The sequence below is a fragment of the Flagellimonas lutaonensis genome, from assembly GCF_000963865.1.
Classification (GTDB): domain Bacteria; phylum Bacteroidota; class Bacteroidia; order Flavobacteriales; family Flavobacteriaceae; genus Flagellimonas_A; species Flagellimonas_A lutaonensis.
On the sequence record NZ_CP011071.1, the window covers coordinates 547285 to 570759 of the forward strand.

Sequence of the window (23475 nt, forward strand, 5' to 3'; positions counted from 1 at the left end):
ATGACACTCATCAAAACACATATCGGACGTAGGGCCTTTATCAAAAACACCAGTTTGGCCGGGGGTGGACTCGTATTGGGTTTCAGCTTTTTGAACTCTTGCAAACCCAAGCAAGCAGAGACCATAGCGGCCCTTGAGATGCCCAACGAATGGTTTGAGATCAATGGTTATCTCAAAATTGGCGATAACGGTGTGGTGACCATTATGTCACCCAATCCAGAAATCGGTCAGAACGTAAAGACCTCCATGCCCATGATCGTTGCAGACGAACTGGAGATAGACTGGAAAAACGTCATTGTCGAACAGGCACCCCTTAACACCAATCTTTATAACTGGCAAGTTGCTGGTGGCAGCCGTTCGATCAGTAGCTCGTGGCAAAGCCTTCGTATGGCCGGGGCAACAGCCCGCCACATGTTGAAAGAGGCTGCCGCCAGGGCCTGGCAGGTACCCGTGGGTGAAATTACGGCGGTAGCGGGTGTACTTGCCCATGAAGCCAGTGGCAACTCGGCCGGCTACGGTGAAATGGCATCGGCCGCAGCTCAAATGGAAGTTCCCGAAGAGGTTGAGTTAAAAGAACGCTCCGATTTTTCCATAATAGGTACTTCCCGTAAAAATGTCGATGGGTTAAAGATTGTTACAGGCCAACCCTTGTTCGGCATCGATGTGCAACGCGAAGGCATGTTGATCGCCACTTTGGCCCATCCTCCTGCTTTTGGCATGCGCTTAAAATCTTTCGACGCAGAAGAGGCAAAGCAAATGCCCGGTATTCGCGATGTTTTTTCAATAAAGCTATATGACGATGACTTTAAGAAATCGGCCTTCCACCAGACGGCCTTCAACGAATTGGTCGCCGTAGTGGGTGAAACGACTTGGCAGGTAATGCAGGCAAAAAAAACACTGAATATTGAGTGGGAACAGTCGCCGGATACCATTGAGGCGATGAGCCTTTTTGGAAACGAAATGAAGGTAAACTACCCTGCCGGCATGGAAAATTCGGACACCCATACTGCAAAACTGAAAGAACTGAATTCCCGAAAAGGAAATGTAGTGCGACGAGATGGCAATCCGGAGGCTGCCTTCGCAAACGCTGCCAAAGTCATTGAACGCAGTTACAGTTGTCCGTTTTTGGCGCACAACACCATGGAACCTATGAATTTCTTTGCCCATGTCACAGAAGACCATGCAGAGTTGTTGGGCCCTACCCAGACCCCTGAATTTATGGAACCGGCCATAGCCGAACACCTAGGCCTTCCCTTAGAGAAAGTCGATATTCAAATGACCCGTCAAGGGGGCGGCTTTGGCCGCAGGCTGTATGGACATTTTATGGTAGAGGCAGCCGCAATATCAAAGAAGATGGTGACCCCTATAAAGCTGGTCTATAGCCGAGAAGACGATATGTCGCAAGGCACATACCGCCCATCATACTATGCCACCTATCGTGCCGCATTTGACGCCGATAACAATCTTATGGCCTTTCATGTAAAAGCCGGTGGGATACCTGAGAGCCCACTCTTTGCAAACCGCTTTCCCGCTGGGGCCATCGACAATTATTTGGCTGAGAATTTTACGGTTGACTCCAATATCACAACAGGTGCTTTCAGAGCACCACGGTCCAATTTTATTGCCGGTGCCGAACAATCATTTTTGGATGAAGTGGCAGAAGAAATGGGCAAAGACCCCATCGACTTCAGATTGGAGTTACTAAAACGTGCGCAAGAAAATCCTGTAGGCGATGCAGAGCTAAACGATTATGATGCTTCGCGTTATGCCGGCGTTTTGGAATTAGTTCGGGAAAAATCAAATTGGGGGCAGAGCCAATCTGGGGTTCACCGCGGGGTGTCGGCCTATTTCTGCCATAACAGTTATGTAGCCCAAGTGTTGGATATCGCCATGGAAAACAATACCCCGGTGGTACAAAAAGTTACTTCTGCCATCGACTGCGGTATTGTGGTCAACCCCGACGCAGCCACCAATATGGCCGAGGGCGGGGTTGTAGACGGCATCGGTCATGCCATGTACAGTCAGCTGACCTTTAAAGATGGTACGCCCGAACAGCAAAATTTTGACAAGTACCGTTTGATTCGGCACAGTGAGGCCCCCAAAGAAATTGAAACACATTTTGTGGACAATGGTATTGATCCCACAGGTATGGGAGAACCGCCCTTTCCGCCGATTATGGGCGCTCTGGCCAATGCTTTATATAAGGCCACGGGAAGGCGTTATTATCACCAGCCGTTCATTACCGACAAACCGCCTTTGGTCGGTTAGGTCAAAAAGCCCGGAAAAACGACCGGGCTTTTTGATTTTTTATTTTCCTATTGAATGCCATAGGCTGTTCGAAAGGTATACTAATTAGCTATCCAAACATCCTCCACCACATTTTTGGTCTTATATAGCCTCAATTGTGGTTTCGGATTGCTGCCATCGAACACCAGCTTTGAAGAAAACAGCAGCTTACCCTCCCCGTAGTGTGCCACCCAGTGGGGCACCAACGGATTTGCTTGTTTTAGCAGCTCTTCACTGCCCCCTGTATCTGCCATGACAACATATGACCTGTTGCCCCAATAGGCCAAAAGGAGTTCTCCATCTTTATAATCGGCATCAAAAACTTGGTTTCTGCCCAATGGGGCCTGAGCTACTTCATTCAGCAAGAGATCATTCCATTGCTTGATGATATTTCCGTCGGAATCAACCAGCCAACAATCGTCTTCGCCCAACAACAAAAGATTGTTTCCCTGCACAGCCCTTATCCTGTTTATCGGGGAGCCAAACTCAAAATATGGCGCAGGCTTCGCTTGTCGCTTGAGACTGTATATACCAGGATACTTGCCGAAAACAATTTCATCATCACTGGGCATCATAAAACCACCCTCCCCTATTCTCCAGCGGTCCTCGAACCAATCCCAAATAATGTTGGGGCTTTCACCGATTCTGAATTTTAGGATCCGTACCTCAAATTTTTGGGTTTGTCCGATATGGCGGCGCTCTATGGCATAAACAGTTTCGCCCCGGTTATAGAGCATAAAGTCGCTTGCCGCATGTTCAGATTTGAGCAGCACTTTGGGCGATCTGTCTGGGTGCCAAACCATTACGCACGCATGGTGGGCCAAATCATCGACAGGGTCAACATAAGGCCAAAGCACGAACTCACCCACGGTAATCATGTTACCTGTCGGATGTGCCCAAATGGCCATTTTTGATAGAAGTACAAATAGAAACAAGAAGGTATTTCTTCCAAAAGATGTTTTCATACCCAGAAGTTGCCATAAAATACCTTGCAAAGCAACTTCTTTAACCAATATTTAAGGGATGCTGCCATGGTTCGCGATAGGGTCTTTTCAAAAGGGCGGTAGCTTCCCCATCGTTGACCACAATTCGTTTTTCTGGATCGTATATCAAGGGGCGCTGCAGTGCCATGGCCATGTTTGCCAAAATACAACTGGCCGTTGATATGTGCCCTTCCGCTACATCTGCCACAGGATGTGTTTTGTTCTCAATGGCAGCCAAAAAGTCGAGCATGTGCAGTCGGGTGGCCGGTGCGGTATGCAACTCAATACGATCTTCAGTTAAATCCTCAGGATATTGATCCCTTTCGTAAACGACATCTTTCTTAATGGTTTCACCACCATTATGGGGCATATACTCATACTTGAATACACTGCCCTTAAAGGTTCCCTTATCGCCATAGATAAAAAATGCCCAGGGATACTCGGGATCCGGAGGATTGCCCCACGTTCGATGTTGCCAGACACAGTTGAGCCCTTCAAATTCGAAAATCGCGGTCTGGGTATCTGGTATGTTCGCCTTGGAATCTTTTTGCACGTAAATGCCTCCTGTAGAGCTGATGCGCTTGGGCCACCCCAGACCAAGCATCCAACGCACAGTATCGAGCATGTGCACACACATATCGCCGACTATGCCATTGCCATATTCCATAAACGAGCGCCACCTACCATGTGGAAGCCCATCAAAGGGGCGCATCGGGGCAGGGCCCGTCCACAAATCATAATCAAAGAATTCAGGAACCATTTTAAGAGGTGGGTTGCCATTGAAACGCATATGGTAGTAACAGCACATTTCAACATGTGAAACAGTACCTAAGAGGCCTTTGTCGATGATGTTTTTCTTCCCCTCCATCAAATGGGGCGTACTTCTTCTTTGAGTGCCAATCTGTACGGTTTTGCCATGTTTTCGAGCCGTGGACAAGATAGCTTCGCCCTCCAAAACATCGACACTTATAGGCTTTTGCAGATATACGTGGGCACCCGACTTTATCGCCTCAATGGCCTGTAGGGCGTGCCAATGATCGGGTGTGCCTATCACAACAATATCCAAATCCCCTTCGGCCAACATCTTTCTGTAGTCTTCGTACAAACGTGGCTGTTTGCCAGACTTTTGCCGCTGGGCGACCATCGCAGCTGCTTCCCTCAAGTGTTTTTCATCCACATCACACAACGAAACCACCTCTACGTTTGCCACCTGAATCAGCCGAAACAGGTCGCTTTTACCATACCAGCCGGCACCGATGAGGCCCACCCGCCATTTTCTGTCAGTATGCATCAACTCCAGCCCATAGGCCCCAAATGAAGAAAGTGCCAAAGCAGCAGTGGTTCCCTTTAAAAAATTTCGTCTATTGATATACAAATTCGCCATTGCCCATCTTCAGTAGTTACGGATGCTTGAAGATACTAAAAGCTATCGGTTGATGGGGCGCTACCCCGGCGCATACCAGCTTGGTGGGCATTACAACCCAGGAAGCAACTGCAAAAAATCCTCGGCCCAAATCCTTTGGGTAGTGGCTTGGTCAACATTGCCCCCTGAAATGACCACGAGCACCTTTTGTTTTGATTGCTGGGTCTTTAGCCATCTTCTGACGGCTTCCATCGTCATGGCACAGGTAGGCTCGATACGGCACTTCAATAAATGGGTAAGCCATTGCGTCCAATATGCCAAAAACATTTCTTCAATTTCATAGAAACCGTCAAGTTTTTTCAAATATTCGAAGGTGATGTCGCCCACGGCCATCGTCATGGCCCCATCAGCCAGCGTATCGGGCACTCCCGACAACCGTTGTATGCTGCCCTTTCGCAACGATTCGGCAGCATCATTGGCATTGAGCGGTTCAACCCCAATGACCATTGTTTTGGGCGATAGGCCCCGTGATGCGATGAGGGAACCCGATAGCAAGCCACCGCCGCCACAGGGGGCAAACACGGCATTGACCTCCCCAAGTTCGGTCAGTGCTTCGTAAACGGCAGTGCCCTGCCCACAGATAACCTGCTCGTGGTTATAGGGGGGTATCCAATAGGTTCCCTCTTTGGTAGCCGCTTCCTGTACCTTGACATCGGTAATATCGCGGGTCTCGCTCAACACCACCTCGGCCCCGTAGCCCTTTGTGGCCTGCACCTTCACCTTTGAGGAATAGTTGGGCATGTAGATAGTTGCAGGGATATTAAACTGTTTTGCAGCGTAGGCCACGGCCTGGGCATGGTTGCCCGAACTGTTGGCCACTATATGCTTAGGACGGTTGTTGTTTTCAATCAACCATGACACCGTGTTCACTCCACCACGAACCTTGAAAGCCCCTATTTTCTGGAAGTTTTCGCACTTGAAGTAAATATCATGGCCAAGCCATTTGTTCAACAGCGAAGAATACAAAATGGGAGTTTGTTTGATGTAGGGGTCAATGCGTCTTTTGGCAGCTTGGATGTCTTCTAGGATTAAGTCCATAGATTTGTTTTTTCCAAATTTAGGAGGTTTTTATCCCTTTCAACCCGACCCTCTTCCCAAGAGAGGGGGCTCACTTCACAAACAGCAACTCCCTGTACTTGGTAAAGGGCCAGTGCTCGTCAGCTACTAAACGTTCAAGCCGGTCGACATGATATCGAATCGATTCAAAAAATGGCCGTACCTCATTGCAGTATGCCTCGGCCTTTTTGGTGATGTCGGTAAGGGCATTTGCCTTTTTTCGCGCCTCGATCATGGCATCGGTCTGCTTTTTCACTTCATCGAGGTGCCTTGTCATTTTCTGCAAAATGTCGAGTTGGGGCCCTACAAGTTTTTTATGGCCGGCACCATAGACCTCTTTGAACCCCTGAACATTCTGCAGTAATTGATTTTGGTATTTCACCACTGCAGGAACCACATAATTGTTGACCATTTCACCCAACACCCTACCTTCTATCTGTATATGGAAAACATAGGCTCCCAATTCAACCTCGCGATGCGCGTTCAGTTCAACCTCGCTCATAACCCCCATATCGCCAAAAAGCTTCACCACCTCTTTGGTGGCAAGAACTCTCAAGGCATCGGGAGTATTTTTATTGTTGCTGAGCTTACGCTTTTTTGCTTCCTTCTCCCAGTCAACACTGTACCCATCGCCATCAAAACGAATGCGCTTTGAGGTCTTGATGTACTCTCGAAGCACATTGAAGACCGCTTCATCCTTTTTTAGGTTCTTTTTGTCAATGAGCGCATCTACCTCTTTCTTAAAGTCGGTCAACTGCTTGGCCACAATGGTATTCAAAACCGTCATGGGCTTTGCACAGTTCATCTGGGAACCCACCCCTCTCATTTCAAATTTGTTGCCGGTAAAGGCAAAGGGCGAAGTTCTGTTGCGGTCTGTGTTATCGAGCAATATTTCAGGTATTTTGCCGACCACATTGAGCTTTAGCTCGGTCTTTTCCTCTGGGGACAATTTGCCCTGCGACACCCCTTCAAGCTCATCTAGCACACTGGCCAACTGCTTGCCCACAAAAATGGACAAGATCGCCGGAGGTGCCTCATTGGCTCCCAATCGATGGTCGTTGCCCGCCGAAGCAATGGACGAACGCAACAGCTCTTCATAGGTATCGACCGCCTTGATGGTATTTACAAAAAAGGTCAGAAACTGTAGGTTCTTCATTGGTGTGCTGCCCGGGCTCAACAGGTTTACTCCCGTATCTGTGGCCAATGACCAATTATTGTGTTTGCCCGAACCATTGAGCCCGGCAAAGGGTTTTTCATGAAAAAGCACCACAAAACCATGCTTATCGCCTATCTCTTCCATTAAATCCATTAGCAATAGGTTGTGGTCTACCGATAGATTGGCCTCTTCATAGACAGGGGCCAACTCGAACTGGTTTGGTGCCACCTCGTTGTGACGTGTCTTAACTGGTATGCCCAGTTGTGTGCACTGTTTTTCTAGGTCGCTCATAAAACTCAAGACCCGGCTGTGGATGACCCCAAAATAGTGGTCGTCAAGTTGTTGGTCTTTTGCCGCTGCATTGCCGACCAAGGTACGCCCGGTCATCAAAAGGTCAGGGCGCGATTTGGCCAAGGCCTTGTCCAACAAAAAATATTCTTGCTCCCATCCCAAAGTGGCGTAGACCTTGCGCACATTCTTGTCAAAGTATTGGGCAACCGCTGTGGCCGCCTCGTCAACAGCGTGCAACGCCCTTAAGAGGGGTGCTTTGTTATCTAAAGCCTCTCCTGTATACGCAACAAAAATTGTAGGGATGCACAATGTGGTTTTATAGATGAAGGCCGGTGAGGTTGGGTCCCAAGCGGTATAGCCACGGGCCTCAAAGGTATTTCGGATGCCGCCACTCGGAAAACTTGAGGCATCCGGCTCTTGTTGCACCAATTGGCTGCCCCCAAATTTTTCCATGGCGCGGCCATCGGGCAACAGGTCAAAAAAAGCATCGTGCTTCTCTGCTGTGGCCCCTGTCAAAGGCTGGAACCAATGCGTGTAATGGGTAGCGCCCATCGAAAGGGCCCACGCTTTCATGCCCTCGGCCACTTGGTCTGCTATTTTACGGTCGATTTTCTTACCTGAAAAAATCGCGTCCTTAACCTTTTTATAGGCCTCACGACTCAAGTACTGAAGCATTTTTTCATCGTTGAAAACGTTCTTGGCAAAAAGTTCAGAGCGTTTTCCTTTTTCCTCAATGGTAATCGGTGTGCGTTTATGGCTTTCGGTTAGCGCATCAAATCTAATCTTCGACATGTCATTGGTATTACAGGGCAAAACTAATCATTAGCAAATTAATAATATAACGTACAAAAATTATTTTTTGTTCATTTTACCCCCTAAAATTTAGGGGGTGTATCAATTATATCGAAAAAATGATGTTTTTAACCCTTAAAAATCAGGTTTGTTTGTTCAAAAAATATATTTTTGTCCAAGTTAAATTTGAGAACGAAAATTATCCGAATTATGAGTAAATCAAAACTAGAGTACATTTGGCTTGACGGTTATACCCCCACCGCCAATATGCGAAGTAAGACCAAAATAGAGGAAAATTTCAGCGGAAAGCTGGAAGATTGTCCCATTTGGTCTTTTGACGGAAGTTCTACAAAGCAGGCCGAAGGCGGTTCTTCAGACTGTTTACTTAAGCCCGTTGCTATTTATCCCGATCCCGCAAGAGAAAATGGTTATTTGGTGATGTCAGAAGTACTGACCGCTGATGGTGAGCCGCATCCTTCCAACTCAAGGGCCACTATTGATGGTGATGAAAACGATGATTTCTGGTTCGGATTTGAGCAAGAATACTTTATAATGGATACCCATACTCAGCTTCCCTTGGGCTTTCCTGTTGGCGGATACCCCGGCCCACAAGGCTTGTACTATTGCTCTGTTGGCGGAAGAAACACCCACGGGCGGGAAATTGTGGAGCGCCATGCCGATTATTGTATCGAGGCCGGACTGAACTTTGAGGGTATCAACCAGGAAGTTGCCTGTGGCCAGTGGGAATTCCAGATTTTCGCCAAAGGCGCCAAAAACGCCGGTGACCAAGTCTGGATAGCACGATATCTGCTCGACAGACTTACAGAAGAATATGGCTACTATATCGAATACCACCCAAAACCTGTTAAAGGCGATTGGAACGGTAGCGGTATGCACGCCAACTTCTCGAACAGCGTGTTGAGAACCTGTGGTTCTAAAGAGGTCTACGAAAAAATCTGTGAGGCCTTTAAGCCTGTGACCAAAGAGCATATCGAGGTATATGGTGAATTCAATGACCAACGTTTGACCGGTCTTCACGAAACCCAATCGATTCACGAATTCAGTTATGGCGTCTCCGATAGGGGTGCCTCCATACGAATTCCGATCATGACGGTCGAAAAGGGTTGGAAAGGCTGGTTGGAAGACCGTAGGCCCGCCTCGAACGCTGATCCATACAAAGTAGCGGCCCGAATCATTAAAACGGTCAAGTCGGTCGATGTAGGGGCTTTGGTATAAATTTGTAGTTATTGTTTATAATGGAACCGCTTGTTTTGCTCGAAACAGGCGGTTTTTTCATTTTAACCGCTTTAATGGCGTATTCATCCAATAGCCTTTGCCCCTATCTGGCATGCGAATGGGCCATATGAAATTATGAAGGGGATGTTGTTATGACATAATGCGCTTTTCCAATCGAAGATTTTCTGGAAAAGACATCTTTTACTCTATTTCACCGTCAGGTAAATGAAGATAGCATAAAATGCCAATAGCACCAAGCCATCTCGCCACCCCAAACGGAGACCCTTTGGAAAGAACACCAGCGGAAGTATCAGAAACGAGATGCCAAACAGCCAGAAGATATCACCGGTCAACAATCCCTGGTCTACACCCCGTATCGGGGCAATGATAGAGGTTATGCCCAAGACCGCCAAAAGGTTGAAAATGTTGGACCCTATCAAATTTCCGACGGAAATCGCTTTTTCTTTTTTCACTATAGCGATTACCGATGCGGAAAGTTCAGGAATACTAGTGCCAACAGAAACAACGGTTATGGCAATAACACGCTCGCTGACACCAAAGGCTTTTGCCAGCCCAACGGCACCATCTACCATAAGCTCAGAGCCGCCCCAAAGGGCCGTGCCCCCCAGCCCCAAGTACAAAACGGTTTTATGCAAGGGCAACAGCACATCATCTTCGGGCAATTCATCGACCACGGCAGGTTTTTGAAAGCGGAGCAGGTACACCAAGAACAAAAAGAGCGTCACCACCATAATGACCCCTTCGTAGCGCTGGAGCACTCCGTCAAAATATATAAACCCCACAAAAAGCAAGGTGGCCAACATCATAACGGGCCAGTCGGTGGTGTAAAAGCTTTTACGAACGTTGATACTGCCCAATAACACCGTGACCCCCAAAACCAACCCAAGATTGGCTATATTGGAACCCACCATATTGCCCAATGAAAGATCTGGGAAACCGTCAAGCGCGGCATTTACACTGACAATCAATTCTGGGGCAGAAGTAGCGAACGACACAACGGTCATGCCGATCACAATCTTGGGAATCTCTAGCCGTAGTGAGAGGGCGACCGCAGCTTTAAGCAACCACTTGCCACCCAAAATAAGCAATACGAGCCCCAATAAGATAAAAAGTGCGTTTATCAAGTCAGATGAAATTTGGGCAAATATATGGGAAGATTTCAAGTCATGATGCACAATACCATTGAAAGGAAATACTAAAAATTTAGTTAAATAACTATAAAAATAGTTGTGAAACTAAAATTATCGTAGTACGTTTATTCCAAAATAGCACACTATGCAGAAGTTGACCAATAAGGAAGAGGAGGTCATGATTATTCTTTGGAGACTCAAAAAAGCCTTCGTAAAAGACATTTTGGCCGAATTCAAGGGGAACAAGCCCCATTACAATACACTTTCTACCATTGTTCGCAATCTAGAGGATAAAGGTTATGTTTCCCATGAAGCCTTTGGCAATACCCATCGCTATTACCCGGTGATAAGCAAAGAGGAATATCGAAAAAGATATGTTAACTCGACCATTGCCAACTTCTACGACAACTCCTACAAGAGCTTGGTTTCTTTCTTTGCCAAGGAAGAAAAGATTTCGGTTGAAGAACTGAAAGAGATTATTGCACTAATCGAAAGCAAAAAATAGCACACCATGGAAATCTTTTTCGAGCATTTATTGAAAACCTCGGTGGTACTAGTGCTGTTTATTTTAGCCTATCACTTTTTTCTAAAAAGGGAAACACTCTTTACCGAAAACCGCCTTTTTCTGATCAGTGGCCTGCTGATCGCGGTTCTCTTTCCTTTTGTAACGCTGACCAAGACCGTTACGATCGAACCGACCTCAGCTGTCAATAGTGCGGTTTCCGTTAACGCGACAGCTTTGCAAAGTGTCGCGGCAGACAATACGGACGCTTTTAATTGGGGACTGTTTTTTCTGACCATCTACATTGTGGGGGTTCTTTACTTCGGTATTAGATTGCTACTACAGTTGCAGACCATCCAAAGAGTAAAACTGAACAGCGTAATAGTTCCTGAAGATAATTTTTATCATGTCAGAACCCCAGAAAAAATTGCCCCTTTTTCTTTTTTCAGGCATATATTCTATCATCCGAGACAGTTTGAAAAAAGTGAGCTGCAGGCCATTTTGGCTCATGAAAAAGTTCATGCCAAAGAGCTGCACTCTCTGGACATACTCTTGACAGAGATCATCTTGGTGCTCCAATGGTTCAACCCTGCCATTTGGTTATATCGTTTGGCAGTAAAACAAAACCTGGAATATTTGGCCGATGCCAAGACCTGTAAATCGTTTTCCAACAAAAAGTTTTACCAGTACGTGATGTTGAAGCAGGCCGTGGGCAGCCATAAAATAGCGATCGTAAATCCCTTTTTTAATTCATTAACCAAAAAACGAATAGTCATGATGAACAAAAATCAATCAAAAAAACGAAGTCTACTGAAGATGTTGCCTGTTGTGCCGGTGCTTGCGGGTCTATTGGTGGCATTTAATACCAAAGAGGTATATATTGCCTCCAGCAATGGCATCAAGGCCGTTGAACAAAACGAAGACGCGAGAATTGAGGTAATCATCAATAGTGGCACCACCGATGAAGAACTCAAAAAAGTCAAGGAGGACCTAAAGAAAGAAGGAGTGGATCTGAGCTATCGCACAGTTCGCAATGATGACAAGAAAATAATAGCCCTCAAAATTCACTTACAAGGACGTTCTGAAAGTGGCAAGACCTTCAACGCCAATTTCGATGTAGAATCAGAAGAGCCGATAGACCCTGTCATGTTACGCGTTGATACTGAAAACGGCACCGCATCGGTAGGTAACCACATGGGGCACAATTTTACCATGAAAACAGGTGGAAATGCAATGTTCTGGAGTGGCTCGGATAAATCAGGGAAACTAAAAGATATCGTAATTACCAAAGAAAATGACCGAGAGATCATCAAGGTCAATGGCAAGGTAGTGTCAAGAGAAGAGCTAGGCGAAGAAAGCAAGGCCGAGAAAATCTTTGTCCAAATGCTCGACGCCACCGATAGTATCAATGGCAATGTGATCATTCATGAAATAAAAGTAGATGAAGAGGACAATCGTGAAAAAATCATAAAAGTTAAAAAGATTGGCTCCAGCGATGAAGACAAATACATCTACTGGAAATCTGACGACGGTGATAATGAAAAAAAAGGGAGCGGCTACAGCGTAAAAATTATTGCCGACTCTGATGAGGAAGTTGATATTACCAAAAAGAAAGGTGCCTTTGTCCTAGACACCAAAAACAGTGAGAATACCCTTTACTTTATAGATGGCAAAAAAGCAACTGCCAAAGATGCTCAAAAGCTTTCTCAAAATGATATTGAGTCGATAAATGTTTGGAAGGGAGACAAAGCAATCAAGAAGTATGGCAAAAAAGCAAAGGATGGGGTGGTAGAAATCACGACCAAAAAAGAAAACTGACCAAAAAAACAAATAATTTTATAGACCGCCCCCTTTCACATTCGGGGCGGTTTTTTCGTTCATCACAAATAACGAAATTGCCAAAAAGCGGCATTTTTTAAACGAAAAGGGCCTTGCAATTTCAAATTTGACCAAAAAAGGCCCTACAATTCTACCTGTTTCTAGTCAAAACCTCCGTTTCGCCTTCTAGCCTATAACTTCACTCAAGGAGGTCACATAAAATTCGTAATCAATAGTATTTTTTTAATTACATATTCGTATTCAATTTCATTTATTTCTTTCAATTTGTTTGGAAACATGACAAATGTCATTATATATTGAAAAAACGAACCGGTTCAAAGTCAATTGTTCAACCCTTTAATCAAACAACAATGATCACCCTGATAAAAATTTTGGTCATGCTTTTCGTGCAGATCATCACATTAATTATTTGATAACCTTAAAACCAACCGTCATGTTAACTTTCTTAGGAATTTTCGTCATTATAGTGGGTATTGCAACCCTGATCATAAAACCCCTTTTCAAAGGCAATGGACTATTGTCTTGGTTCAACACCAAACGAAGCTTGCAAATAATTCTCGTGGGCATTTATTGAGCATCGTAACCGGTACACTCTTTTACGCCGAGCCCGGTACGGCCTATGCGGTGCAATACCCATGGGGCGGTCAAAAAGCAGTGTTTAGGCAAGGCATACACACGAAAATGTGGGGCCTGTTGATTCCCATTCAATTCGAGCTGCCCATAAAATATGTTATCCCCGACAGCAATGGCGAATTGGGTGAGCAGAGTGAATATGCCAACGTCGACAAGGCAAAGTATCGGGCATTCAGTGATGCAGTGAAAGCAAGAATAGCCACTTCTGTGGTCATCAGTATCAATACTGAAGATGAAGGGCAGTTCTTGTCGGTCGCAGATCGTAATAAAACGGAGCAGAATCTTATTCGCTCAAGAATCATTCCCAATATCGATCAGTCTATCAAGAACACCTGTAAACTGATGGATGCCCAAGACTACATTTCGGGCCAAGCTTCTGATTTTGATCGCTATTTCAAAGATCAGCTAGAGAATGGCATGTATGTACTGGAAGAGTACTCTGCAGACAAGCCCAAAGAGATTATTGGCGATTCATCGACCGTGCGGACGGTTATCAACAAAGAGACCAAACAAAAACGCTTTCGTATAAAGTATAAGGATGGCATTCCAGTACGCGAGCACGGCAACTCGCTCAAGGCATATGGGCTTACCGTTGTGCAAGCCGTGGTCACCGAGATCGACTGGGAAGAAACCTTCGACAAACGACTTCAGTTGCAAAAAGAAGAGGTGGCACAGACCCAATTGGAAAAGCAACAGGCCGAGCGTGAGTTTTACCGCGCCCAAAAAGAAAAGGCCCGTGGCGAGGCCGAAAAAGCCGCTGAACGTGCACGGCTCGAAAAAGAGCAGATCCAGAAGACCATCGCTGCCGAAACTGAGGCCAAAGTGGCCGAATTCAATCTCATAAAAGAGAAAAAACAGTTTGAGGTAGAGAAGTTCAAGGCCCAAAGCAAAAAAGTGGCTGCCGATGCAGAGGTCTATCAGAATGCCAAATTGGTCAGCGCAGGGCTAACCCCCCAAGAGCGCGCCGAATGGCAGTACAAAACTGCTGTGGGCGTTGCCGGGCAACTTAAAAGTCTGAACCTGCCCGACATCTACATCAAGGGTGGTACAGACAGTAACGGCACCGGCAATCTATTAGAATCGCTTATCGGTACAGAGCTGGCCAAGAACATGATGGGCAACGATCAGAAATAAGCAGCCCAAAGAACCAACCATAACAAAAAGCGGTCAACCCCATTGACCGCTTTTAATTTTAAATAGTAATATCGATTTTACATTTTTGTTTTAAAGTACCTTTGACAAAATCAGCAAATGAAAACGGGATTTTTTAGGTTTTTGGCCAAAATGAACAAAATCTTGCTGCCCTCGTTGACAAAAAAAGGGTTAGACCCCGCCAAGGCCTCTAAGTGGCAATTGGCCCTTTTGGGCTGGCGTTACTATGTCACCATTAGGGCCCTTGATCAATAGGTCAGTAGCGATGTGAGCGGGTAGCCGTTTAATTTTTGCGGCCCGTTCAGATACTCGAGCACAATCAAAAAATTACATTGTACCACTTCGCCGCCCAACTTCTCGACCAGATTACAGACTGCCTTGGCAGTACCTCCCGTGGCAAGAACATCGTCATGCACCAACACCTTTTCGCCCCTCTTGATTGCATCGGTATGGACCTCTAACCGATCAACTCCGTATTCGAGATCAAAAGACTCTGAGATGGTAGTAAACGGTAGCTTCCCCTTTTTACGCACCGGAACAAACCCGGCATCCAATTTTTTGGCCAATATGGGAGCGAAGATAAACCCCCTGCTATCAATGCCCACCACCTTGTCTATCTTTCCGACGCTCACCATTTCGAACAGGGTTTCGGCTGCTGCAGAAAAAGCCTTTGGATTATTTAGAAGCGGGGTAATGTCTTTAAAGGAAATGCCAGGTTTTGGAAAATCGCTAATATGGCGAATAAAAGGTTCAAAATCCATTGAATTGTATCTATCGGTTTTGTAGTAAATTTAAAAAGAAATATATTTGCAGCCCTTATTGTAAAGGCCTCCTAGCTCAACTGAATAGAGCACTTGATTACGGCTCAAGAGGTTGCAGGTTTGAATCCTGCGGAGGTCACTAAACGGGATTTTTCACAAATCGAGTGGAAATTCCCGTTTTTTATTTCCTTCAAATTGCCTGAAAACGAGCGGATTGCAGCGAAAATCCCATTGACCCGAAAAGTTTGAACTAGCTTGTTTTTGAAGTCATACCGAATCCCGTCGGGGAACACCATATATTGGATGGCACGTTTAGTTTCCAAATCTCCTAACTTCCACAATGACGGTAAGTTACATGCGTAATCAAGTGCCATTTTCACAGACTTTTTAAGGTTTGAACTATTTATTCCCTCATTGCCCAATCTTGTTTCCAATTCCCTTTGTTTCGTCTTCAATTCAGGCATAAAAAGGTCGTACTGTGACCTTGTAATCTCGTTCAGCACCACATACCTTCTTTCCAAAGTGTTTATCTGTTCTTTGACCTGATTAAGTTCTTTGGTCAATCGTCTTTGGTCCTGAAGTGCCTCTTGGTTTTGATCGATCAATGTGTCGTGGATGATATCAGTCAGGGGCTAGATATACTTTTTGTCAGCTATGGTGTAATTGCCCAACAAGTCCAAAAACTCTTCGTGGAGCTTTTTGGCACTTCTGTTTTCCTTGCTTCCTTTACGTCTGTTCTTGTAATAGTACAGCCCTTTTTTCCTTACAATAAATCCGGTATATGGCGTTCCGCATACCGAAGACTTCACGAACATTTTCAACGGTAGGTTCTCATCATCAAACGAATACTTCCTAGGCGATTCACCCACATGAAGCAGATTATGGATTTTAAGAAAGACCTCTTTTGATATGAGGGCTTCATGCTTCCCTTGTATCACTTCTCCGGGAATAAGACTGTTGACGATAAGTCCACAATAGAAAGGGTTTCTGAAAAGGTCGGTCAGTTTTTTTGCTCTGATATCCAAGCCTTTTTCTTTCAGCTTTTCCGCAATCTCGACATGGGACATATTGGCGTTCGCTTTCCATAAAAAAGCCTTTTTCAATAATCTGCCCTCATCGGTAATCACGAAATTGGGAATCTTTCCTTTACCAGGATTGGTGTTGGTATATCCAAATGGATAGGCTCCCGTCCAGTATCCTCTTCGCAGCTTTTCTTGCATGCCCGTAATGGACTTGTCCCTACGAACTTGGTTGTCAAAGTGGGAGAACATATGGTAAAGGTTTTCCTGGAACGTACCCGCACTTGTCGTCACGTCAATTTCTTGGGTGGCCGAAATAACGGCCACTCCCTGTTTCTTCAGTTGCTCACTGATATAGGCCCCGTTAGCACCCGTTCTTGAAAATCTGTCATAGGAATAGACAATGATATAGCCGATGTTCTTTCTCCTCTTTACATAGTTCAGCATCCTTTGGAACTCCCTGCGCTCATCGCTCTTTGCCGATTCATAGGTTCCCCCAAAATATTCAATTACATCCAATTCTTTACGAAGTGCATACTCCTGACAGTATTTGAGCTGTGTGGTCAGACTGGCATTATTATCAAATTGCTCTTTGCTGGAAACACGGGTGTAGATTACGGCCGTATTGTTTTTTCCTATGACCCTTCCCTTTTCCTTTTTGGCAAATTGATTGAATACCTCTAGGCTCATTTTTTTATTTTTTGGACATGGTTGCAAACGATATCGGCCAGTTTTTGAAGTTGCTCTATGATGTTTTCAGCTTCTTCTTCAGAATACCCTTCAAAACCTTTGTACGTTTTGAGCCATGTACTGTTAAATGTTCTTTTTTTCTGCTTTAGCTCAATGATTGGGTTTGACATTTCCCATAGATATCAGCAGTTCCTGTGTCTTTAGGTCACTACCGTATGTGTAAAAGCAGGCTTTAATTTACCTTTTTTAATCGATTTAATCCTTTGTGGGATTACCATTTTATCCCATACTTATGAGTTGTTGGTTAACAACTTTCAGTTTTGGAAGTATGATTGATTTTTTTCCTGAATGTCCTGTTCACACAGACAATTTTCCCATGGCTTTGCTTGATTTCCAGATTTTGAAAATCATGCTGCTTCAAAACATCAATGATACGCTCTCCCGTATCCAATCGTTCCAGACCCTCAATGATATCTACCTCCCCATTCTTGATGGTCAGTTTGATGGACAGAAACCTCTTGTTCCGTATCATCTCCAGTACCTGGATTTCAGAGTGAGACAATCCTGAAGGATATAACTTATCGGTCTTTTCAATACGTTCCGTTTTCATAACAGCTCCTAAAGATTGAATCCTTTTCCTTTCTTTTTTCTTCGCTTTTTGCGCTTTAAACTATCCCAATCCACCACTTCCAGCTTAAAAGCGTTCCAAGGATTGTCCTCGACCAATGGGGCTACCCATCCAATTCCTTTATCCTTTGCCACATGGTGTTCTGGTTCTTCATGAGCATTTTGAGTCCGTTCAGCATCTCCTGCTGGCACCTCGATAACTCTTTGTGTTCCATTTGCGATTGCTCCAGCAGACTTTGCAGTTGCTCCAATTGCATTGTTATTTTCGAGAACAATTGCACGGTCTCTTGTTTGCTCATAATCGATATGTTTTAGGATACTGTTCCATGAAAATTTCTTGCCCAAAGAGCTTCCCTTATAAATAACACCCTCATACTTGAAAGATATTCCAGATACTCGGCCCGTGGTCTTGCTGACATTGAATTTTGGGGAGATATTGTTTACTTTGAGCAGCTTGATAAATTCTGCCGTGTCCTTTGCTTTTGAGATGATTGACCCGATTTTCTCCTGAAGGATAAGCTTGGTCGGTGCTGTACGCGTTCGCAATGTTTTTTCAATTTCCCTTTGGGTAAGTGATTTTTTGGTATTGGATTTTCCCAGAACTTGGGTCAGTCCATATTTCTTTTCCAAAGTATTGAGCACTTCTCGGCTTCTTCTTTTAATGTTGCTGTCACTTGTTATCCAGCCCGAATACCTGACCCTGTTCGCAATGATATGGATATGCTCATGTTCGGTGTCGGTATGGCGGTACATGATGAACTGGTTGTTGTCGAAACCCATCTTCATCAGATAATCACAACCGAACGATGTAAACTCTTTATCGTTCAAAGTGTCCGAATGGGGAAGGTTCAATGAAACATGGAAAACGGCCTTGCCCAATCCGGGACGCAACTGCCTTATCAGATTGAACTCATTGGTCATGTTGACTGAGGTGGAATGCTCGATATTGGAATCGATTACATATCCGACCCCTTCTTCCACCTTTTTTTCATTGTAGGCAAGAACCCCATAAAAGTCTTTTCCTATGACTATTTTACCTATCATTATTGGAGATGTTAGATTTTAGGAATGTCAACAGGTCTTTCACCGCTATCAATTGTTCCTTCATGTTGAAAGGGTCACGGATTCCCGAATTGTAGACCTTGGTAAGTTGATTGAGATTGTTTCCAATTCTACTCAACTCTACAAAGAGTTCCCTGTCCAAAGGATTAATCTTTTTGGTTGGTAAGGATTTTCCCGTACACGTTTTTCGGATATAATCCGCAATGGATATTCCAAGTGTCTCCGCATTGGTTGAAACCTTTAAGTATTCATTAGTGGTCATCCTTATATTGACTTGAATTATTTTTAGATTGCCCAGTTCTTTTTTTGGCCTTCCCATTTCTATGGATTTGTGAGGATCACAAGGCAACTACAAACGAAGTGCGTAGGGTTTTTGTTAGCAAAAACACAACTTGCTTCGTGACCTCTGATTAACTTTTGGCTAACCTAACGATGATTGGAAAATAAAAATGGGAGTAGCGTACATGGATTGATGTACGCCAAAGCTCATTTGTTAAGGAAAAAATTCGTATATGACATATTCGAGTAAAGAACTGCTCTTTCAGTTTGAAACTGGTTTCCGGAATAATCTACGAAGTGGAATAGTTTTGAAGATAATGTTCCTTCTTGATACCCGAGTCGGTATCTTCCTTTCTGTACTTCAAAGATTACTAGAGCGATACTATGCCAAAATATTGCGGTAAATCTTGGCCTTTGGGTCTTTTACAATAGCTTCCGATTCATTTAAGGCATTGTAGGTCAGCTGTATTTCATGATTGGCCAGTTCGAGGGCAGAGTTACCACTATATCCTGATTCAATAAAATCCCGCTGCCAATTGGAGTGGATGATATAAGCGTTTATCGTAAAACCGAACAAATAATCAATAGAACGTAAATAGGCATTGAGATAAGGAAAATCATCAACTAAGGTTAGACAAAAATGAAGATCTGGATGGCAGTTTCCATGGCCTATTTGCATTTCCCATTGGGCAATTAGCTCTGGATAAGAATTCCGGAATTCGACAGTCTTCTTGGTCAACAAAAGAGCTTCGTTCACTTTTTGATTTAAAGTTAAGGGGATTTGGTTTTATCGGACGTAATAAGTCATTCATAGTTATCAACGGCTTCTTTCTTCCCCTGACCACAAAAGTCCAAAGCAACGCTTTGGACTTTCTCTGAAACAGGTGTTGCCTAGAGTTGTGCTTAGGGGAAAAATCAATAGATTTCAAATGGTGAAATTGAACAATCAAATCTATCAGAAAGTCGACTCTCCCGATTGTAATGAGCTATATTGGCATAAGTAATACATGACATATATAGCAATAATTAATGCATTGAATATTGATAGCATTATTCCTATATATAGTACTATATAGCAATGAACGTTTCGTCATATCATCGTATGGCCATAGCATCATATGACAATATGATGACTAGAAGTGAGGCGAATGCTGATTATAAGTCCTTTCAACTCTCTTAATAAGACCATTAGTTTCTAATTAGATACGGAGGAATACTTAGGGAATATTTAATTAAATTGACAGCCTAATGATTATTATCAATTTACCAAAATTGGCACTTCATTAGTATTAAAGTCGGTATTATGTTTCATATTTTGCCAAGTATGACGACACCTGCTGTAATTTTTCATGATTTTAAGAATCAAATCTAAAAACAAACGATAATATCGTAATACGGATGACCTTGGATGCTTTTCAAGACAAGCATGACGGCTAAATACCCCGCATTCATTTAGAGTGCTAGTACCTTTTCAGTTTTTATAAGTAATGAGCGGATCGAAGGCACTGATGAGGTCAAGCAATTTTAATTTGGCTTAACAATGCTCGTTTATCAATCCGGGAAAAATAGCGAGCCAATAGGTAAAGACAGGGTTTTTTTCCTGCCAATTTGATGCCGCACTGCCAATACTGAAAGGCAAGAAAACGTGCGATTTAAATGGGCAACTTCCTTGAACAACTTATCAGTCGATGACAAGTATGTTTGTGACTTGCTTCTGAACCTCACATATCTTTTGCCAAAGGGGTTGTACTGATTGAAATCATTTTATAGGACATCTCTGTGGAGTATATTTTTCCATTATCAAAAAATCATTTCAAAAACGATTGAAAAATGGCATTGATAACCAAAAAAGATATTGAAGGACTTGATAGCGTACATAGTGCCTTTTGCATCTCAATTTTCATCCCCACACACAGGTCTGGCAAAGAAGTGCTGCAAGAAAAGGATAAACTTGTTTTGAAAAATGAACTCAAGCAAGTGAAGGATAAATTATCGGCACAAGAGCTGAGTCAAAAAGAAGTTGACGATTTGGTGGCTCCAGTCGAAAGATTGATTGATGACGGTGAATTTTGGCGGCACCAATCAGACGGTCTGGCCCTTTTTCTTACCCATGGTTTTTTCAAAAAATACACACTGCCCGTTTATTTTGAGGCTTTCAACCATGTGGCCAATGGTTTTTATTTGAAACCACTGTTGCCCATGTTCACGGGCGATGGTGCTTTCTATGTCTTGGCCTTGCAATTGGAACAGGTGCGTCTGTACGAAAACACCAGACATACCATTGCCGATGTGGTGATCGATGATTTGATTCCCGTTCGGATGGAGGAACGTGTCGGGTACGATTACGAGCAGAAAAGTCTGCAGTTCAGAAGCCAACATGAGGGGCACGGGGCGGCGACTTTTCATGGCCATGCAGGGGCCGACCGTGATCGGGAAAACGAAATAGTGCGTTATTTCCGGGCCATCGACAAAGGGTTGAACACAATATTGCACGATGAGCAAAAACCCATGGTGGTCGCCAGCCAAGATTTTCTTTTTTCACTGTACAAAAAGGCGAACACTTACAAGCATTTATTGGATGAACACATCTCATGCAACCTTTCAGAAACCGATAAATTTCTGTTGCACGAACTGGCGTGGGAAAAAATGGAGCCCATTTTTGATCGTGTACGAAAAGAAAAAATCACTTTGTTCAAGCAGCACGACGGCACGGGAAAAACCAGTTCAGACATTCGTCAAGTTGTGCCTGCGGCACTGCAGGGCAAGATAGATACGTTGTTCATTGAAAATAGGGAAGATATATGGGGGGTCTATGATCCGAAAGACCAAAAGGTGAAAGTCGATGAGGCATTCGGCCCCACCAACGTATCATTGCTGAACATGGCCGCGATAAAGACATTTTTGAACGGCGGCATGGTATATCTTCTCGAAAAAGAAGAAATGCCCAATCCGCATTCAAAGGTGAACGCCCTCTATCGTTATTGAAGCCGTGCATTGCCATTTTGGTGTGGTGGTTGTTTTAAAAACGTGACAAAGATGAAACCGACATGATTAAAATAATCTTTAAACACACATTGTAATGATTATTTTAATCATCAAAGGTTATATGTGACCAATAAAGAAAATAAAAATAAACACATGAAACATATAGCGTTTTTTTCGATGTTTCTTTTATTGGTGTTGCTCGGGTCTTGCCAGCCCCCTGTGGTCTTTGGCGAACCGCAACCGGCCGATACAGAATCGTTGGCACAGATTCCCGAGGCCTATTGGGGGGTTTATTGGTGCAATGCTGACAGTGCCTCATTGTTCGTTGACAGGCACGCATTTGTCAAAAGAAAGGAAATCTTCGTCAAGCTTACCGAAACTGAGATAGCCGAATCGCCCGAATTGCAATTGCTCAACGGCGAATTGCACGTGAACGGTTGGGGGCAATCCTTTCCAATGGAACAAAAAGGAGATACCATAATTTCTACGGTTGTACTCAGAGATACGCTTTTCGCCATCGGTGGGCACCAAGTGCTCAAGCAGCTGAAAGGTCATTTGATACTGAACAAGAAATTGGACGAAAATACTTGGGCCGTGCTAGTAGCCTCACAAAAAGATGATATCTTGTCATTGGCCCAGGCTGATCTACCCGAAGACCTGTCGCGGTTGAAAGGCATTACTCCCGTTAAGGCACTTGCCAATGACAATGATGAAAAAACGCAGATTTTCATCACACCCACTAAAGAAGAATTCGAGCAAATATTGAATGAAAGACTCTTGTTCGAAAGCTCTTGCAGTGTATTTGAACGAGTAATTCCCTCTAGTATACCACTGCAATGAAACAATCCCAAAAAAGGCGTAAAAAAATGATCGTACTGACCCAGATCATTTCGAAAACATCGCCCAAATTATATTTTCGGGATGGAAGAAAAATGATTGTTTAACTAAAAAAATAGCATTATGTCACTTGTAAAATTTAGAAGAAGACCATGGGGTAACCTGATTACCCAAGATTTTTTTGACATGGATGATTTTTTTGACAATCGAGGATGGGTGCGTGATATGCTGCCCGGTCGATTCTGGAATGGCAAAACCATGGAGCCTGCCTTGAACATCAAAGAAACCGATGATGATTTTGAGATTGAACTCGCCGCTCCCGGTTTTTCAAAAAAAGACTTTAACGTCACGATAGATGATGGTTGTCTTAACATTTCAGCTGAAAAAAAACATTCAGAAGAAGAAAAAGAAGACAATTACACTCGAAGGGAATTCAGTTATAACTCTTTCGAGCGATCACTGCAACTGCCCGAGAGCGTGAAAGAAGAAGAAATCAAGGCCAAGTACGATGACGGCATACTCAGCTTCAAATTGGCCAAAAAAGAGGAAGCCAAAAAACGTCCACCCAAGGTAATTGAAGTTGCCTAGAGAAGACTTTTAAAACGGTGGTTTTCCAAAAATGCCCCCTTGCCAAGGCCTGAATGCGTCCATGTGATAGGTTTGGCAGGGAGGGCATTTGTCATGAAGATTCTTCTGAAGTCGAATTCAAGATATC

At 44.1% G+C, this 23475-nt stretch carries 23 protein-coding genes and 1 tRNA gene; 11 read left to right on the forward strand and 13 right to left on the reverse strand.

Annotated features, from left to right (window positions below):
- On the forward strand, positions 1-2268 hold the full coding sequence (locus tag VC82_RS02590) for a xanthine dehydrogenase family protein molybdopterin-binding subunit (protein ID WP_045800994.1): 2268 nt from the start codon (positions 1-3) through the stop codon (positions 2266-2268).
- An 80-nt stretch (positions 2269-2348) separates the two neighbouring features.
- On the opposite strand, the gene VC82_RS02595 is transcribed toward VC82_RS02590, so the two are convergent.
- The 4 genes from VC82_RS02595 to VC82_RS02610 all read right to left on the reverse strand — a co-directional run bounded on the left by VC82_RS02595 (position 2349) and on the right by VC82_RS02610 (position 7987).
- Complete coding sequence (locus VC82_RS02595) at positions 2349-3251, reverse strand: hypothetical protein (protein ID WP_045800995.1); 903 nt, start codon at positions 3249-3251, stop codon at positions 2349-2351.
- 40 nt (positions 3252-3291) lie between these two features.
- A complete protein-coding gene (locus VC82_RS02600; RefSeq protein WP_045800996.1) occupies positions 3292-4653 on the reverse strand; it encodes a Gfo/Idh/MocA family oxidoreductase in 1362 nt (453 codons plus the stop codon).
- Positions 4654-4743: 90 nt separating this feature from the next.
- A complete protein-coding gene (locus VC82_RS02605; protein ID WP_045800997.1) occupies positions 4744-5730 on the reverse strand; it encodes a serine/threonine dehydratase in 987 nt (328 codons plus the stop codon).
- 70 nt (positions 5731-5800) lie between these two features.
- Positions 5801-7987: a glutamine synthetase III family protein gene (locus tag VC82_RS02610; protein WP_045800998.1), complete on the reverse strand. Its 2187-nt coding sequence runs from the start codon at positions 7985-7987 to the stop codon at positions 5801-5803.
- Between the two features lie 210 nt (positions 7988-8197).
- Here VC82_RS02610 and VC82_RS02615 point away from each other — a divergent pair, with 210 nt between their 5' ends.
- Complete coding sequence (locus tag VC82_RS02615; protein ID WP_045800999.1) at positions 8198-9223, forward strand: glutamine synthetase beta-grasp domain-containing protein; 1026 nt, start codon at positions 8198-8200, stop codon at positions 9221-9223.
- Positions 9224-9429: 206 nt separating this feature from the next.
- On the opposite strand, the gene VC82_RS02620 is transcribed toward VC82_RS02615, so the two are convergent.
- Entirely contained in the window at positions 9430-10368 is a 939-nt protein-coding gene (locus tag VC82_RS02620; protein ID WP_045803197.1) for a calcium/sodium antiporter, read from the reverse strand.
- 151 nt (positions 10369-10519) lie between these two features.
- Here VC82_RS02620 and VC82_RS02625 point away from each other — a divergent pair, with 151 nt between their 5' ends.
- The 5 genes from VC82_RS02625 to VC82_RS02640 all read left to right on the forward strand — a co-directional run bounded on the left by VC82_RS02625 (position 10520) and on the right by VC82_RS02640 (position 14755).
- Positions 10520-10879, forward strand: coding sequence for a BlaI/MecI/CopY family transcriptional regulator (locus VC82_RS02625; RefSeq protein WP_045801000.1), 360 nt, complete (start codon positions 10520-10522; stop codon positions 10877-10879).
- 6 nt (positions 10880-10885) lie between these two features.
- A complete protein-coding gene (locus VC82_RS02630) occupies positions 10886-12694 on the forward strand; it encodes a M56 family metallopeptidase (protein WP_045801001.1) in 1809 nt (602 codons plus the stop codon).
- A 454-nt stretch (positions 12695-13148) separates the two neighbouring features.
- Positions 13149-13289: a hypothetical protein gene (locus VC82_RS15770; protein WP_245615957.1), complete on the forward strand. Its 141-nt coding sequence runs from the start codon at positions 13149-13151 to the stop codon at positions 13287-13289.
- On the forward strand, positions 13286-14482 hold the full coding sequence (locus VC82_RS02635; RefSeq protein ID WP_245615958.1) for a cell envelope integrity TolA family protein: 1197 nt from the start codon (positions 13286-13288) through the stop codon (positions 14480-14482). The genes VC82_RS15770 and VC82_RS02635 overlap by 4 nt, the downstream gene beginning before the upstream one ends.
- Before the next feature lie 117 nt (positions 14483-14599).
- Complete coding sequence (locus VC82_RS02640; RefSeq protein ID WP_045801002.1) at positions 14600-14755, forward strand: hypothetical protein; 156 nt, start codon at positions 14600-14602, stop codon at positions 14753-14755.
- Here the strand turns inward: VC82_RS02640 and VC82_RS02645 are convergent.
- Positions 14749-15261 (reverse strand): adenine phosphoribosyltransferase, encoded by a 513-nt coding sequence (locus VC82_RS02645; RefSeq protein WP_045801003.1) that lies wholly within the window; start codon positions 15259-15261, stop codon positions 14749-14751. The genes VC82_RS02640 and VC82_RS02645 overlap by 7 nt on opposite strands.
- 65 nt (positions 15262-15326) lie before the next feature.
- Between VC82_RS02645 and VC82_RS02650 the strand changes: the two genes are divergently transcribed.
- Positions 15327-15400: transfer RNA gene (locus tag VC82_RS02650), tRNA-Arg, on the forward strand.
- On the opposite strand, the gene VC82_RS15775 is transcribed toward VC82_RS02650, so the two are convergent.
- The 7 genes from VC82_RS15775 to VC82_RS02675 form a co-directional block, all read right to left on the reverse strand.
- Positions 15366-15866, reverse strand: a complete 501-nt coding sequence (locus VC82_RS15775) for a hypothetical protein (protein WP_245615959.1) — start codon at positions 15864-15866, stop codon at positions 15366-15368. The two genes, VC82_RS02650 and VC82_RS15775, sit on opposite strands and share 35 nt — an antisense overlap.
- A gap of 27 nt (positions 15867-15893) precedes the next feature.
- Positions 15894-16970: a recombinase family protein gene (locus VC82_RS02655; RefSeq protein WP_045801004.1), complete on the reverse strand. Its 1077-nt coding sequence runs from the start codon at positions 16968-16970 to the stop codon at positions 15894-15896.
- Positions 16967-17140 (reverse strand): hypothetical protein, encoded by a 174-nt coding sequence (locus VC82_RS15505; protein WP_157517949.1) that lies wholly within the window; start codon positions 17138-17140, stop codon positions 16967-16969. Before VC82_RS15505 ends, VC82_RS02655 begins: the two co-directional genes overlap by 4 nt.
- Positions 17141-17274: 134 nt before the next feature.
- Positions 17275-17580 (reverse strand): hypothetical protein, encoded by a 306-nt coding sequence (locus VC82_RS02660; RefSeq protein WP_045801005.1) that lies wholly within the window; start codon positions 17578-17580, stop codon positions 17275-17277.
- 8 nt (positions 17581-17588) lie between these two features.
- Entirely contained in the window at positions 17589-18641 is a 1053-nt protein-coding gene (locus VC82_RS02665; protein WP_045801006.1) for a relaxase/mobilization nuclease domain-containing protein, read from the reverse strand.
- Positions 18631-18978 carry a plasmid mobilization protein gene (locus tag VC82_RS02670; protein ID WP_045801007.1) on the reverse strand — a complete coding sequence of 116 codons (348 nt, stop codon included), beginning with the start codon at positions 18976-18978 and terminating at the stop codon, positions 18631-18633. Before VC82_RS02670 ends, VC82_RS02665 begins: the two co-directional genes overlap by 11 nt.
- Positions 18979-19320: 342 nt before the next feature.
- Positions 19321-19695 (reverse strand): hypothetical protein, encoded by a 375-nt coding sequence (locus tag VC82_RS02675; protein ID WP_157517951.1) that lies wholly within the window; start codon positions 19693-19695, stop codon positions 19321-19323.
- Positions 19696-20768: 1073 nt separating this feature from the next.
- Between VC82_RS02675 and VC82_RS02680 the strand changes: the two genes are divergently transcribed.
- From VC82_RS02680 to VC82_RS02690, 3 genes are all read left to right on the forward strand, one after another.
- Positions 20769-21923: a baeRF7 domain-containing protein gene (locus tag VC82_RS02680; RefSeq protein ID WP_045801009.1), complete on the forward strand. Its 1155-nt coding sequence runs from the start codon at positions 20769-20771 to the stop codon at positions 21921-21923.
- A gap of 153 nt (positions 21924-22076) precedes the next feature.
- Entirely contained in the window at positions 22077-22763 is a 687-nt protein-coding gene (locus VC82_RS02685; RefSeq protein WP_157517953.1) for a hypothetical protein, read from the forward strand.
- A gap of 120 nt (positions 22764-22883) precedes the next feature.
- Positions 22884-23348, forward strand: coding sequence for an Hsp20/alpha crystallin family protein (locus tag VC82_RS02690; protein WP_045801011.1), 465 nt, complete (start codon positions 22884-22886; stop codon positions 23346-23348).
- Positions 23349-23475 lie beyond the last annotated feature (127 nt).

What these genes read in the sequence shown, in the direction of transcription:
- VC82_RS02590 (WP_045800994.1), top strand. Translation starts at nt 1, where the DNA reads ATGACACTCATCAAAACACATATCGGACGTAGGGCCTTTATCAAAAAC.
- VC82_RS02595 (WP_045800995.1), bottom strand. Translation starts at nt 3,251, where the DNA reads ATGAAAACATCTTTTGGAAGAAATACCTTCTTGTTTCTATTTGTACTT.
- VC82_RS02600 (WP_045800996.1), bottom strand. Translation starts at nt 4,653, where the DNA reads ATGGCGAATTTGTATATCAATAGACGAAATTTTTTAAAGGGAACCACT.
- VC82_RS02605 (WP_045800997.1), bottom strand. Translation starts at nt 5,730, where the DNA reads ATGGACTTAATCCTAGAAGACATCCAAGCTGCCAAAAGACGCATTGAC.
- VC82_RS02610 (WP_045800998.1), bottom strand. Translation starts at nt 7,987, where the DNA reads ATGTCGAAGATTAGATTTGATGCGCTAACCGAAAGCCATAAACGCACA.
- VC82_RS02615 (WP_045800999.1), top strand. Translation starts at nt 8,198, where the DNA reads ATGAGTAAATCAAAACTAGAGTACATTTGGCTTGACGGTTATACCCCC.
- VC82_RS02625 (WP_045801000.1), top strand. Translation starts at nt 10,520, where the DNA reads ATGCAGAAGTTGACCAATAAGGAAGAGGAGGTCATGATTATTCTTTGG.
- VC82_RS02630 (WP_045801001.1), top strand. Translation starts at nt 10,886, where the DNA reads ATGGAAATCTTTTTCGAGCATTTATTGAAAACCTCGGTGGTACTAGTG.
- VC82_RS15770 (WP_245615957.1), top strand. Translation starts at nt 13,149, where the DNA reads ATGTTAACTTTCTTAGGAATTTTCGTCATTATAGTGGGTATTGCAACC.
- VC82_RS02640 (WP_045801002.1), top strand. Translation starts at nt 14,600, where the DNA reads ATGAAAACGGGATTTTTTAGGTTTTTGGCCAAAATGAACAAAATCTTG.
- VC82_RS02645 (WP_045801003.1), bottom strand. Translation starts at nt 15,261, where the DNA reads ATGGATTTTGAACCTTTTATTCGCCATATTAGCGATTTTCCAAAACCT.
- VC82_RS02655 (WP_045801004.1), bottom strand. Translation starts at nt 16,970, where the DNA reads ATGAGCCTAGAGGTATTCAATCAATTTGCCAAAAAGGAAAAGGGAAGG.
- VC82_RS15505 (WP_157517949.1), bottom strand. Translation starts at nt 17,140, where the DNA reads ATGTCAAACCCAATCATTGAGCTAAAGCAGAAAAAAAGAACATTTAAC.
- VC82_RS02660 (WP_045801005.1), bottom strand. Translation starts at nt 17,580, where the DNA reads ATGAAAACGGAACGTATTGAAAAGACCGATAAGTTATATCCTTCAGGA.
- VC82_RS02665 (WP_045801006.1), bottom strand. Translation starts at nt 18,641, where the DNA reads ATGATAGGTAAAATAGTCATAGGAAAAGACTTTTATGGGGTTCTTGCC.
- VC82_RS02670 (WP_045801007.1), bottom strand. Translation starts at nt 18,978, where the DNA reads ATGGGAAGGCCAAAAAAAGAACTGGGCAATCTAAAAATAATTCAAGTC.
- VC82_RS02680 (WP_045801009.1), top strand. Translation starts at nt 20,769, where the DNA reads ATGGCATTGATAACCAAAAAAGATATTGAAGGACTTGATAGCGTACAT.
- VC82_RS02685 (WP_157517953.1), top strand. Translation starts at nt 22,077, where the DNA reads ATGAAACATATAGCGTTTTTTTCGATGTTTCTTTTATTGGTGTTGCTC.
- VC82_RS02690 (WP_045801011.1), top strand. Translation starts at nt 22,884, where the DNA reads ATGTCACTTGTAAAATTTAGAAGAAGACCATGGGGTAACCTGATTACC.